Below are 14,671 nucleotides of genomic sequence, written 5' to 3' on the forward strand. Positions count from 1 at the left end.
TTTTCATTTTTTATATCAAAATAAAGTGTACCTTTGCACATTCTAAAAAAATCGAATGGAATCTATAAGAAACATTGCAATTATTGCCCACGTCGATCACGGTAAAACTACTTTGGTTGATAAAATTATGTATCACTGTCAACTTTTTCGTGACAACGAAAACACGGGAGACCTTATTCTTGACAATAACGATCTAGAGCGTGAAAGAGGTATTACCATTACTTCTAAAAACGTTTCAGTTCAATATAAAGGAACAAAAATCAACATTATCGATACTCCTGGTCACGCGGATTTCGGTGGAGAAGTAGAGCGTGTATTGAACATGGCCGATGGTGTTTGCCTTTTGGTGGATGCTTTCGAAGGACCAATGCCACAAACGCGTTTCGTTTTGCAAAAAGCGATCGACTTAGGTTTGAAACCTTGCGTTGTAATCAATAAAGTAGATAAAGAAAACTGTACTCCAGAAGAAGTGCATGAAAAAGTTTTCGACTTGATGTTCGAACTTGGAGCAACTGAAGAGCAATTGGATTTTCCAACGGTTTATGGTTCTGCAAAAAACAACTGGATGTCTGACCACTGGGAAAATGTAACTGATAATGTGGAAGCATTATTGGATATGGTTATCGAAAATGTACCAGCTCCTAAAGTTTCAGAAGGAACACCACAAATGTTAATCACTTCTTTGGATTTCTCTGCATTTACAGGTCGTATTGCAATTGGTCGTTTAGAGAGAGGTGTTTTGAAAGAAGGAATGCCGATTTCTTTGGTAAAAAGAGATGGCACTGTAACAAAATCTAGAATCAAAGAATTACATACTTTTGAAGGTCTTGGTCGTAAAAAAGTATCTGAAGTAATTGCTGGAGATATTTGTGCTGTTGTGGGTGTAGAAGGTTTTGAAATTGGTGATACAATTGCTGATCATGAAAACCCAGAAGGTCTGCAAACAATCGCCATCGATGAGCCAACAATGAGTATGTTGTTCACAATCAACGATTCGCCTTTCTTTGGTAAAGAAGGTAAATTCGTTACTTCTCGTCACATTAGAGAAAGACTTACAAAAGAATTAGAGAAAAACTTAGCGATGAAGCTAGGTGAAACTGATTCTGCTGATAAATTCATGGTATTTGGCCGTGGAGTATTGCACTTGTCAGTTCTTATCGAAACCATGAGAAGAGAAGGATATGAGTTGCAAATTGGTCAACCACAGGTTATCATCAAAGAAATTGATGGTAAAAAATGTGAGCCAATTGAGGAATTGACAATCGATTTGCCAGAAACACTTTCAGGAAGAGCGGTAGAATTTGTAACCGTTAGAAAAGGTGAAATGTTGAGCATGGAAACTAAAGGGGAACGTATGATTATCAAATTCAACATTCCATCACGTGGAATTATTGGATTGCGTAACCAACTGCTTACTGCTACAGCTGGTGAGGCTATCATGGCACACCGTTTCATTGGATATGAGCCTTTCAAAGGAGAAATTGCAGGACGAAACAAAGGTTCGTTGATTTCTATGGAAAAAGGAAAAGCAATTCCATATTCTATCGATAAATTGCAAGATCGTGGTAAATTCTTCATTGAGCCAAATTCCGATATTTATGAAGGTCAGGTAATTGGAGAAAACTCTCGTGCAGATGATATGTCTGTAAACGTAACAAAAGAGAAAAAGCAATCAAACGTTCGTTCTTCTGGAAACGATGAGAAAGCGAGAATCATTCCGCCAATCATTTTCTCTCTTGAAGAAGCTTTAGAGTACATTCAAAAAGATGAATATGTAGAGGTTACACCAAAATCTATTCGTTTGAGAAAAATCTATTTGACAGAAACTGATAGAAAAAGATTTAAAGTTTAATCAAAATATTGTCATCCTGAGCTTTGCGAAGGAACTAAAAGCCATTCTGAAAAGAGTGGCTTTTTTTATTATTAGAAGCTATTCCTGCTTTTCGTTACAATCTTGCTCTTGAAAATGTTTTTTTCCAAGACACAAAAGGAGCTTCCACCAGTCGCTCTTTTCTGTCAGGAAAAAATACATTTTCAAAAGCAAGGATTTCCACTTCAATCAGGGCTAGTGATGCAGTTTGCCGATTATGATTGTCTCCAATTCTATCATTATCACTCTTAATAAATAGCATCTTTAAGATTATCAGTATATTATATTTCAAAAAAAATAAATCAAGAAACTGATTGTGATTCAATTATTTGAATAACTTTGTTATTCAAAGTACTTTTAATTAATAAATTCAAAACATGAGAGTAAATCCAGCATTCTTTAAAAATTATGTAAATCAAATTGGAGTAAAAATAAGTCTTGGTGTGACACTTTTTAGTATCTCAATGCTCATTATAGCACTTTTAGGGATCGAGTTTGACAACGACGCTTTAGAGTCACTTTGTTTTTTTAGCCTTATTGTTGAATTTATTTATGGTGTAGTGCTTTCGTTTAAGATTTTGAGGAATAACGAAAAATACAATCATCTCATTCCTTTTCTTTTCCTCAATTGGTTTATCGGATGTTTTTGTACGAACGTTTTGGTCAATGTGTTCGAAAATCTTCCAGTTTGGGTGTATGTGGTTACTTTCCTGTTTTGTATTTCTAATTTTTTCATCTACAGCAATTTCAAGCAAAAAGTAATCACGCCAATTTCATATTTTGTCAATGGAATTTCTTTCTTGTTAATTGTCTATTATGCTATTTATCTTATTCCAATTGCACTAATTTCACTATTTGGAATCTTGGCTCTTGGTCTGGGTTTCTACGGATTGGTTCCCATGATTGTATTAATAAGTCATTCAGTAACTCTGGTAAAAGTTTTGCACGATAATAAAAAAAAACTGGTTTTCTTCGGAAGCGGAATGCTTTCTGTTTTTATTGGGATGTTATTTTTTATAACAATGCTTACGACAGAAAGTAAAAGCATTGGAACCAATTCAGTTACAAAGTCATTTGTTAGCAACGAGGATTTACCAACGTACATTACCATTTCTCAAAATCTTAAACCTAATTTTTTCAACGAAATTCTACTTAAAAAAGACATCGTTTACATCAGTACTGAGAATTTTTTTGAATTCAGAAGTTTTAATACTTTCGGCAACAAACAATATAATGAAAGGAAAACGCATAATCCATTTATCAATATTGCCTACTTGTTTACTGAAGATTTAGATTTGAGTGCCGATGATAGAATCAATATCTTGAAATCAAATTTTGATAAACGATTGGAAACTGAAGAGCAACTTTGGAGCGGAAGAGATCTGGTTACAAAAAATATTAAAGAAGACATAAAAATCTATACTAAGGAAAGATTAGCCTACACAGAAATTACAATGGATATTGCTTCCGAAAAAGAAACTTGGGCACAAAAAGAAGCCATTTATTCCTTTCAATTGCCAGAAGGTTCCGTTGCAACATCACTTTCCCTTTGGGTAAACGGAATCGAAAGAAAAGGTGTTTTGACGACAAAAGAAAAAGCTGAAAAAGCATACAAACAAATTGTTGGAGTAGAAGCGCGTGACCCATCCTTAATGCAATGGAAAGAAGGAAATAAAGTCGTTGTAAGAGTTTTTCCAATCGCTTACGATTTGCCAAGAACATTCAAATGTGGTTTTACGACACCTTTAAAAGTGGAAGGAAAAGAAATGAAATACCAAAGTCTAAATATAAAAGGGCCAAATATTTCAAATGCAGAAACGGTATCAAGAATTCAAATCGTAGGTAATGGAAAGTTCAAAGCTAATAAGGATTTTGAATTAAAAAATAATTTTTACATCAATGAATCTAAAGGTTTAGATAGATGGGAAGCGATGATGCCTTTAAGCAATGAAACCTATGCAACTTCTTTTTACTGGAAAGACAAAATTTATGAAATCAAGCCAATTGCTAAAGAAACTTCCGCTTTTATACCAAGTGAAATTATTTTGGATTTGGATAATAATTGGAATTTGGACGAATTGAGAGAAATCGTTAATCTAAAAAACAAAAAGTATTTTGTATTTGCAAATCAGCAGAAGTTGGAAATCAATTCGTCAAATTATGAAGAGGTTTTTTCGCAATTCGAAAAGCTCCAATATTCATTATTGCCTCTTTTTAAATTGCATGAAAATAGTTTGGTTGTTACAAAATCAGGAATATTTTCTGCTAATTTCGAAGAACTTCAGGATTCAAACTATTTGACGAAACTCAAAAAAGGAACGAAAGATAAAAATATAAAAGTCATCAATATTTCAGAAGAAATTAATCCTTTCTGGCAGACGGTTAAAGAGCAGAAATATGTAGAATATTTAAAAACAGATCTGAAAAATTGTATTGAGTTAATTAATAAAAATCAATTTATTTCATTTCCAACTGATAAGAATACGGTAAACATAGAGCCTTCCAATATTTCTATTGAAGAAAAACCAAGTGCGACTTCATCTTCGAGTGGTTCAAATCATATTTACAGAATGTATGCTTTTGGAAAAGTTTTAGAAGAACAAGTGAAGATTCAACAAGATTCATTGGCTGTAAACCAATATGTTTCTTTAGCCAAAGACGCCAACATTGTAACTCCGATTTCATCCTTAATAGTCTTGGAAACCGATGCTGACTATGAGAAAAACGGAATAGAAAAAAATGTAAATACCTTAGGAAATGCTTCCATAAATAATGACGGAGCGGTTCCAGAACCACACGAATGGCTGATGATTATCGTCGGATTATCATTATTGTTTTTCTATTATAAAAAATATAAAAGGCAAAAAGTATAATGAAATTCTTATCCCAAAATAAAAAGCTATTCGTGATTCTTATCTTGGCATTGCTCTTGGCATTCAATTATGATACTATCACATTCGGGCTTAATAGCGACTTTTTTGGGATATTATTTTCCGTTATATTGTTTTTTATCGGAGGAAGAAAAACCAATTTCAAGGTCAATTATCTTTTAATTGGATTGATCCTGATTTTTGAGTTTGTAAGCTTTCGATTGCATACAAAATCGTTGCATTTTCTTTCCTTGATGTTGTTGGTTTGCTCAGTATGTTATTATTTCACAAGGAAATTTTCATTCATAGCTGTAATCTGTATTCTTTTATTTTCTACCATTTTTAATAAATTTTTCGAACATCTTACAACAGAAATTAAGCAAGCCTTGTGCGAAAATGTTTATTTCGTATTGAAAAATTTTATTTCGATTGATAAAATTGAAGGTGTAAATTTCTATATCAACGGAGGTAAAGTTACCATCGATACAGCTTGTATGGGATTGTCAATGTTTAAAACTGGATTATTGACGGGAGCCATTTTATTGACTTTAGAAGAGAGAAAGCAAAAGCTTCATTTTTCAGTTTTGCAGATTGTTGGTTTTTGTTTGATAATCATTTTGCTCAATATAGTTTCGAACTATTTTAGAATTATTACATTGATTTTATTGAATTGTACTGAAGAAAATATACTACATCATACAATCGGATTAATTTGTTTTCTGTTGTATCAAGTACTTCCGATGATTTTTATCATTCGTTATTTTAAACCCAAAAAAGAAGAAATTGTAGTCACTGAAAAACAAAATAATTTTATTCCAGTAGCATTTTCATTTTTCATCGTAATAGTAACAAGCATAGAAATGAAAAGTAAAATGAATCTTGATTTGCTTACGGATTTGAATCCAAAATATGATATTAAAAAAGGGGAGTGGGTTGATGAGGAAGTTTTCAAAATTCAATCTCCAGAAAAGTTAGTTTACATCAAAACGGCATCACACAAACCCTTGATTTGTTGGACAGGAAATGGCTATAAAATTACTGAATCAAAAGAGATTCTGGTTGAAAAGGAGAAGATTTGGTTCAGCAAAATGGAGAAAAATAATAATCAATATGTTTCTCTTTGGTGGTATGAATGCGACGGAAAAAAATATACTTCGTTCGTAGAAGTAATGTTGATGAAGCTGATTTATGGAAAACCAATTCGGTTAATCAATGAAACCATGGAATTTAAAAGCATAAAAAAAACCGAAGGTTAACTTCGGTTTTTAAATTTATACTGTCGCTTTCTTTTTAGCGGTAAAAACAAAATACAATCCAATCAATACAAAAGGAATACTCAACCATTGTCCGGTGGAAAGCAAGCCAAGTTCTTCTTCAAAACCACCTTGGCTTTGCTTCACAAATTCAACAATAAATCGAACCGTGAACAGCATTACCAAGAACAATCCAAACAAAAGTCCTTGTTTCTCTTTGGCATCGGTTTTCCAATAGGCATAAAATAAGATAAGGAAAACAAAAACATAACCAAATGCTTCATATAATTGTGAAGGGTGTCTAAAAGGAATTTGCGACAAGATATCCGAAAATTGCGAATCATTCTGAATCATTTTATATCCTTCATTTTCAGTAGCAGCTTGTGTCAAATCCTGCACATCTTTTCTTTCCCAAAATTCTTCTTCACGAATAAACTTCACAGCATAAAATGCATCACCAGAAGTTTCGTGACCATAAATTTCTGAATTAAAAAAGTTTCCAAGTCTAACGAAAATGGCACCACTTGCAACAGGAACCACTATGCGATCTAAAATCCAAAGCATTGAACGTTTCATTACTTTTCGGCTGAAGTAGAACATTGCAATGATAATAGCAATTGCTGCACCATGACTTGCCAATCCGCTGAAACCCGTAAATTTAAACTCAGGAACAGTTCTAATTGGCAATAAAACACTCAAAGGATCTTGGAAAATAAGTTCTGACTGATAAAAGAAAACATGACCTAAACGTGCTCCAATTAAAGTAGCAATAATCGTCCAAATAAACAAAGAATCCAGTTTTTCGACTGGTTCGTTTTCTCTGTCAAAAATCTTTTTGGTGATGTACCAACCCAAACCGAAGGCAACCACCCACATCAAGCTATAATAGCGAACTACAAAAAAGCCTAAATCGATTCCTTCTGATGGATTCCAAACAATCCCTAATGTATGTGTCATAGTTGTTTTATGAAGTTATGGTGTGTAAAAATAAAGATTTGTGTTTAACTTTTTTCAAAAATTGCCGTTAATGTTTATGAGAACATTTTTTTTGAGGAACGGGATCATAACCTGTTCTTCCCCAAGGATGACAACTCAAGATGCGTCTTGTTCCTAAATAGCCACCTTTAAACAATCCGTGAATTTGTAAAGCTTCCAGCATATATTGAGAACAAGTAGGCTGAAATCTGCAAGCCGAAGGCAAAATAGGCGAAATTACCGTTTGATAAAATCGAATTAAAAAGATAAAAGGAAAAAGAATTATTTTTTTAAACATCTTGATTAAGGATTTAAGAATTTGGATTTAGGAATTATACTCTTTGTCTAAAAAAATGTGTTTTGTTTGCGAAAACATATATTCAATTGAAAAACTATTAATTTTAAACCTTAAACCTTAAACCTTAAACCTTAAACCTTAAACCTTAAAAATTAAAACTAGTTCCCTCTTTTCCGTCTTTCAACTGAATTCCCAGAGAAATCAACTGATCGCGAATTTGGTCAGATAGTGCAAAATCTCTATTGGCTCTGGCAATGTTTCGCATCTCAATCAGCATTTCGACAGTTCCTTTTAATTTTTCAGAAATAATAGCTACTCCGTTTGAAGAGGTTTCGTTGTTGATTCCTAAAACTTCAAACAAGAAACTCGAAATTGTAGTTTTCAAAAGTTCGATATCTTCTGCAGTCAACGTTTCTTTTCCATCATTCACGACATTAATGAAACGGGCACCTTCGAATAATTGTGCAATTAATATAGGAGTATTAAAATCATCATCCATGGCATCATAGCAGCTTTTTCTCCAAGATGCAATATCTAAGGTAGAAGTAGCAGATGCTTTTAACGAATCAATCAATTTATAGGATTCCAATAATCGGTTGCAACCTTTTTCGCTTGCCACCATAGCGTCATTGGAAATATCCAAAACACTTCTGTAGTGAGCTTGCAAAAAGCAAAAGCGAACAATATTTGGGCTGAAGGGTTTTTCGAAAAAAGTATTTTCACCCGAAACCAATTCCATCGGCAAGATATAATTTCCAGTCGATTTGCTCATTCTCAAGCCATTCATCGTCAACATATTGGTGTGCATCCAATAATTTACAGGCGAAGTACCGTTACATGCTTTTCCTTGAGCAATTTCACATTCGTGGTGCGGAAATTTCAAATCCATTCCACCTCCGTGAATGTCAAATGTTTCTCCTAAATATTTAGTACTCATTGCGGTACATTCCAAATGCCAACCTGGAAAACCATCACCCCAAGGAGAATTCCATCGCATGATATGAGCTGGAGAAGCACTTTTCCACAATGCAAAATCCTGCGGATTTTTCTTTTCGCTTTGTCCATCAAGGTCTCTTGTGTTGGCCATGAGTTCCTCAATATTTCTATTGCTCAATTCGCCATAATTCAAGCCTTTTTCGTTATAAGCCATCACATCAAAATAAACCGAACCATTACTTTCATAAGCAAAACCAAGGTCGATTAATTTTTGTGTAAGCTCGATTTGTTCAATAATATGTCCCGTTGCAGTAGGTTCAATCGTTGGAGGAAGAAAATTAAAATTGTCCAAAACCTTATGAAAATCAACCGAATATTTCTGAACGATTTCCATTGGTTCTAGTTTTTCCAACTTGGATTGCTTTACAAAACGGTCGTTTTCAACATCACCATCATCCGTCAAATGCCCAGCATCCGTAATATTTCGGACATAGCGAACTTTATATCCGATATGCATCAAATACCTATAGATCACATCAAAAGACATGAAGGTTCTCACATTTCCCAAATGCACATTGCTGTAAACTGTAGGACCACAAACATACATTCCAATCGCTCCTTCATGGATGGGTGTAAACGTTTCCTTTTCTCCCGAAAGGGAATTATAAATCTTCAACGGATGATTTTTATATACTGGCATATTTGTTTTTTTAGGAGCTAATCCTGCTATCTGTTGCAATCTTTTATTTTTTTGGCAGTAAAAAAATAAAAGGATTTCCACTTCTATCAGGGCTAGGGGGTATCTGCAATAAAGGAAAATTTGTTTTTAGAATTTCGTTTCCAATTTTATATAATCAAGAAATTCTCTTCTGGTAGATTCTTCTTTAAATTTACCACAAAATTCAGAAGTTACTGTGCTACTTTCAATATCACGAATACCTCTTGAATTCACACATAAATGCTTTGCATCAATCACACAAGCAACATCTTCAGTTCCTAAAACTTTTTGCAATTCCTGGACAATCTGCATCGTCAAACGTTCTTGCACTTGAGGTCTTTTTGCGTAATAATCTACAATTCGGTTCATTTTAGATAATCCAACAACTCTTCCGCTAGATATATAGGCAATATGAGCTCTGCCTATAATAGGTAGCAAATGATGTTCACAGGTAGAATAAAGCGTGATGTTTTTTTCCACCAGCATTTCACCATACTTATAGTTGTTATCAAAGGTAGAAGCACCTGGTTTTTTTGATGGATTTAAGCCTCCAAAAATTTCTTTTACAAACATTTTGGCAACACGATTAGGCGTGCCTTTCATGCTGTCGTCGTTCAGGTCCATTCCGAGTGTCAAAAGGATACTTTGAACATCTTTTTTAATTAATTCAATCTTTTGATCATCAGTAAGTTCGAATGCATCCTTTCTAATAGGGTTTTCGGCACTTGTAGCTATATGATTGTTTCCAATTTCGTCTTGAAAATCGTCGCTATTTATCATTAAAATTTATTATTATATTTCGTATAAACACTAAAGCTACAAAGATAAATAATAAAATTCAAAGTACTTCTAAACGTGTTAATTTTTCAAATAATTTAAAGTTTGTCATAATTATATGTTATTTTTTTGTAAATTTCGCTGCCTAAAAAATTTTAAAAATGAAAATTAAAAACCTATTAATCATCTGCTTATTCCTAGTAGGTAGTGTTACTATGTTTGCCCAGCAAGCACCTATAGTGGAAGTAAGTATTGATGAACCTGCACCAATTTGTGTTGAGGGTGGTTGTGTGGACTTAACTGCAACGTATTTTGTTACAAAGCCTACCACCGATTATGATGTCGAAGAGATAATTTACCAAAATTTATATTCATATACTGGAGGAACAGTTTTGGTTGTAACTACTGATGATGTTTGGTCGCCAATTTTCCAGTTACCATTTAGTTTCAATTTTTATGGACAAAACTATACTCAACTTTTAGTTGGTTCAAATGGAGTAATTACTTTTGATATTGCAGGTGTTGTTCCTGGAGGAAGTGAAGTTCCTGGAGGAGGATGTGCATGGGCTTATAATCAACAAGTGCCAAATACAGGTTTTCCAGTAACAAACTCAATTTATGGTGTTTATCAAGATACTAACATGGCAACTCCGCCAATACAGGATCCTCTTATTCAGAATGTCAATTATTATGTTGGAGGAACGGCTCCAAATCGATATTTTGTAGCCAACTTTAATAGATTGCCACAGTTTCAATGTAATGGTACTTTGGGTGCTACAGTAGATCAAGATATAGGATTGCAGACGAGTCAAATTGTAATCTATGAAACAACAAATATTATTGATGTTTTTGTTAGAAAGAGATCAACATGTGCTACTTGGAATGGTGGAAATGGTGTAATTGGTGTTCAAAATCAAGCAGGTACCGCTGGAGATACACCTCCGGGTAGAAACACAGGTGCATGGGGGCCTGTTCAGAATGAAGGATGGCGTTTTGTACCAAGTGGGGTAGGTCCAGATTTAGTAACTTTGACTTGGAAAGATGAAGCGGGAACTATTCTTGGTACGGGAAATCCGCTTAATGTTTGTGTGGAAGATGAAAACGTTCCGGAAACGATTACAGCAGAGGTTACTTATATAAACGGTACAGTAACAGCAACTGCTACAGATGAAATTATTTTAAGTGTAGCCCCTCCTTTACCAGTATTAGACCCCCTTGATCTTACACTGTGTACTTCTGATCCAGGACCATATCCTTTTAATAATTTTCAAATTAATCAAAATATCCATATTTTAAATGGTGCTCCTGACTATGATTATGATATTTACTATTTTACGAATGAAACGGCAGCTAATAACTTACAAACTTCTCAGGCTCTAACACCAGCCCAATTGGCTAATTTCTCAGTGCCTGACCAAAATCCTGTAACGATTTATGCCTTAATTATAGAAACTTCGGGAAGTAGTTGTCATAATGTTAGACCTTTCACTATTCAGGGTGGTAATCCTTCAGGGACATTTTCATATCCTGATGACGGTGGAAATCCAGGATTTTGTGTGCCAAGTTCTATTACTGCAATGGTGCCAGTTTTAGATGAATTGACTCCAGGGGGTACTTATACAGTTGAACCAACAACAGGTTTGCTAATCGATCCAGATACTGGAGTTTTAGATTTAACGGGAGCTGCACCAGCAACCTATACTGTAACTTATACAATTCCAGAAGTTCCAGGTGCATGTCCAGAATATACTACACAAGCAACCGTTATATTAGAGGGTTGTGTTAGTACTAATCCCGTAGATCCAGCACCAGTTTGTGAAGGAACACCAACATTCGATTTAGCAACCTCAGATGCTGGTCCGGGAGCAACTTATACTTGGACAGATGACAGTGGAACTGTCTTTTCAAATGACCAAAACCCTACAGGAGTAAGCGTTCCGGTAGCAGCTGGCGACTATACTTATAGTGTATTTGCTACAATTAGTGGTGTTGATTCTCCAACCGAAGAGGTAATCCTAACGGTTTATCCTTTACCAACTGCTGAATTTAGCTTTGCTGCTACAACAATTTGTACAAATGAATTTACTTATTTACCGCTTTCAGGAACACCTGGAGCTACTGTAACCATAAATGATGGATCGACTAACAATACAGTTGTATTGGATGCAGGAGGTAGCGGACTATTTACTACAGATCCTTTAACTGCTGAAACAATTTATACAATCACGCAAGTAGAAAGTAATACAATTCCGGTTTGTAGCTTTATGGTTCCAACTGGAGCACCGGGTTCTGTTTTAACAGTTTCCGTAGGCCTTCCAACAGCCACCATGGTTGGTTTCACCGATCCAGTAATCTGTTTAGGAACAACAGGAACCTTCACAATCCAAGGAACACCAGGAGCCACGGTAACCTATACTGTTGATGGAAATGATCCTGAAACGGTTGTATTGCCGGCTACGGGAGAATTGCCAGTTGAAACACCTATTCAAGATATAGCTGGAGTTTTCACCTACGAACTTACAGAAATCACAACCCCTGGTCCTGATGGCTGTTCGAACATGCTAACGGGAGAGACGGCTACTCTTACGGTAAATGCCCTTCCGACAGCTACGTTTGCAACGACAACGCCAACGGTTTGTCAGGATACACCAGCTACAATCCAGTTTACTGGAACACCAGGTGCTATAGTTACCTATAATTTTGGAGGTGCTGATGATACAGTTACACTTGATGCATTAGGAAACTTTGAATTGACAACGCCAAACCTTCCAGATCCGACCCTGTCCTATACTTTTACGTTAGTATCGGTAGAGCAAACCTTGTCAGGAGTTACCTGTTCTGCAGACCTGACAGGATCATTGACTATCGAGGTTGATGACGATCCGGTATTTGTAAGTATTACACCAAATTCAGGAACAGTACTTTGTATTGGAGACGATGTAACCCTTCAAGTCGTAGCTACAGGGGCGAACCTTTCCTACCAGTGGTACAAGAATGATACTACCCAACCAGTAGGGACAGATCAGCCAACCTTCACTATTTCGAATGCCGCATCAACCGATGCAGGGGAATATTTCGTTGTAATATCAGGAAGCTGTGGAACGCCTGTTACCTCTACGATAGTAGAATTGATATTGAATCAGCCTACGGTTATAACAGACGAGCCAGATGCCCAAACGGTTTGTGAGGGACAAGCGATAAACCTTGAGGTTGTTGCCACAGGAGTAGATCTTACCTACCAGTGGTATAAGGGTGCCAATACCCTGCTTCCAACAGAGACAAGCTCAATACTTAACATTGCTTCTGCCACACTTGCGGATGCAGGAACCTACAGATGCGAGGTAATCAATGACTGCCAGACGGTATCGTCACAGACTGTAGTTGTAACGGTAAACCAATTGCCAGCCATTACGGTTCAGCCAGTAGCACCGGCAGCCATCTGTGTTGGGGAACCGATCAGCATGTCTGTATCGGCAACCGGAACGGGACTTACCTATCAATGGTACCTTAACAGTGTAACCCTTATTCCTGGAGCAACATCGGCAAACTATAATGATCCATCGGTTACCTTGGCAGAAGCGGGAGACTATACCGTTGTGGTTAGCGGAACCTGTGCACCAGCTGTAACGTCGACTATCGCAACAGTTGTGGTAAACGAAGGGGCAACGATCGTGCAGGATACACAGGCATCGCCATCAGATACGGTCTGTTCTGGAGATCCTATAATTTTGAGTATTATAACCACTGGAGGAACAAATCCTACCTACCAATGGCAGATTGGTGGAGTTAATATTCCGGGAGAAACAGGACAAACCCTTACGATCAATGCGACCCAGGTTTCCGATACAGGAATCTATACCTGCGTGATCAGCAGTGATTCATGTCCGTCATTCTCATCGTCTCCGCTTGCCGTAACGGTAAACCAGGCACCTGCAATCACAGACCAGCCAGATAGCGAGGAGATATGTGTTGGGGATACCCATAGTCTTACGGTTGAGGCAACAGGTACGAATGTGACCTACCAATGGTACAAGGATACCTTCGCGATACCTACAGCGACATCCAATGTCTATACAATGGATCCTGCAACACTTGCAGATAGTGGGGATTATTACTGCGTGATAAGCAGCGCTTCATGTGCTTCGATAACTTCAGACATAGTAACACTGACAGTACGACCATTGCCGGTTGCAACCATTGCAAATGGAACCGAGGATACGATCTGTTCGGGAGAGAGCTCCGAGATTGTCTTCACAGGAACTCCTGGAGCGGTAGTGATCTATAACATCGTTGGTGTCTTGGATAACGAGACAGTACAGCTCAATGCTGTAACGGGTGAGGCGATCGTGGCTACGGGAACCTTGACCGAAACCACAACTTATGAATTGGTTAGTGTTACCTACACCGGAGTTGATGCCTGTTCACAGGACCTGACAGGTTCTGCAACAGTTACAGTTAACGAATTGCCAGAGGTAACGATCGAGGATGGCTATATCTGTGTGGATCCGATTACTGGAGCAGTGACAAGGACCTATACTTTTGATACGGGACTCAACGATGCCCAATATATTTTCGAATGGTCGGATGCCAATGGCGTGATTGTTGGAGCATCAAGCAGCTTCTATGAGGCATCGGCAGTTGGACAATATGCGGTTAAGATTACAGATGTGGTAACACTTTGTGAGCAGACCGCCTTTGCAACCGTAAACCAGTCCTCTCCGCCAATCAGTTTTGACTATACGGTAAACGACTATTTTTCTCAGAATCCTACGGTTGTCATCACGGCACAGCCAGCGGGAGACTATGAATACCAGTTGGATTATGGTCCGTTCCAGGAAAGTAACGTTTTTGACAACATCAGCATGGGAGAACACACCATCACGGTAAGGGATCCACAGGCATGCGATGTGCTGACAGATGTGGTAACCATCATCGATTATCCAAAGTATTTCACGCCAAATGGGGATGGTATTA

The 14,671-nt window shown here is 36.7% G+C and carries 9 protein-coding genes; 4 read left to right on the forward strand and 5 right to left on the reverse strand.

From position 1 onward, the window contains the following. Positions 1-55 precede the first annotated feature (55 nt). Positions 56-1,852 carry a translational GTPase TypA gene (gene typA / locus G508_RS0105405; protein ID WP_026704356.1) on the forward strand — a complete coding sequence of 599 codons (1,797 nt, stop codon included), beginning with the start codon at positions 56-58 and terminating at the stop codon, positions 1,850-1,852. A gap of 94 nt (positions 1,853-1,946) precedes the next feature. On the opposite strand, the gene G508_RS0105410 is transcribed toward typA, so the two are convergent. Beyond that, on the reverse strand, positions 1,947-2,132 hold the full coding sequence (locus G508_RS0105410; protein WP_026704357.1) for a hypothetical protein: 186 nt from the start codon (positions 2,130-2,132) through the stop codon (positions 1,947-1,949). A gap of 115 nt (positions 2,133-2,247) precedes the next feature. On the opposite strand from G508_RS0105410, the gene G508_RS0105415 reads away from it, so the two are divergent. Together G508_RS0105415 and xrtN are read left to right on the forward strand one after the other, a co-directional pair. Beyond that, a complete protein-coding gene (locus G508_RS0105415) occupies positions 2,248-4,743 on the forward strand; it encodes an XrtN system VIT domain-containing protein (protein WP_026704358.1) in 2,496 nt (831 codons plus the stop codon). Further along, the gene (xrtN, locus tag G508_RS0105420) at positions 4,743-5,996 is read left to right on the forward strand and encodes an exosortase N (protein ID WP_026704359.1); all 1,254 of its coding nucleotides are present in this window, start codon (positions 4,743-4,745) and stop codon (positions 5,994-5,996) included. The genes G508_RS0105415 and xrtN overlap by 1 nt, the downstream gene beginning before the upstream one ends. Positions 5,997-6,011: 15 nt before the next feature. Here xrtN and lgt read toward each other — a convergent pair whose 3' ends face one another. The 4 genes from lgt to folE all read right to left on the reverse strand — a co-directional run bounded on the left by lgt (position 6,012) and on the right by folE (position 9,700). Next, positions 6,012-6,950 (reverse strand): prolipoprotein diacylglyceryl transferase, encoded by a 939-nt coding sequence (gene lgt / locus G508_RS0105425; RefSeq protein WP_026704360.1) that lies wholly within the window; start codon positions 6,948-6,950, stop codon positions 6,012-6,014. A gap of 67 nt (positions 6,951-7,017) precedes the next feature. Continuing rightward, a complete protein-coding gene (yidD, locus tag G508_RS0105430) occupies positions 7,018-7,266 on the reverse strand; it encodes a membrane protein insertion efficiency factor YidD (RefSeq protein WP_026704361.1) in 249 nt (82 codons plus the stop codon). Between the two features lie 145 nt (positions 7,267-7,411). After that, positions 7,412-8,902: a cysteine--tRNA ligase gene (gene cysS, locus G508_RS0105435; RefSeq protein ID WP_026704362.1), complete on the reverse strand. Its 1,491-nt coding sequence runs from the start codon at positions 8,900-8,902 to the stop codon at positions 7,412-7,414. Between the two features lie 126 nt (positions 8,903-9,028). Beyond that, a complete protein-coding gene (folE, locus tag G508_RS0105440; protein ID WP_026704363.1) occupies positions 9,029-9,700 on the reverse strand; it encodes a GTP cyclohydrolase I FolE in 672 nt (223 codons plus the stop codon). Positions 9,701-9,858: 158 nt separating this feature from the next. Between folE and G508_RS19465 the strand changes: the two genes are divergently transcribed. Beyond that, the coding region (locus tag G508_RS19465; protein WP_211223373.1) for an immunoglobulin domain-containing protein at positions 9,859-14,671 on the forward strand (4,813 nt) is incomplete at its 3' end.

This window comes from Flavobacterium soli DSM 19725, from assembly GCF_000422705.1.
GTDB lineage: Bacteria > Bacteroidota > Bacteroidia > Flavobacteriales > Flavobacteriaceae > Flavobacterium > Flavobacterium soli.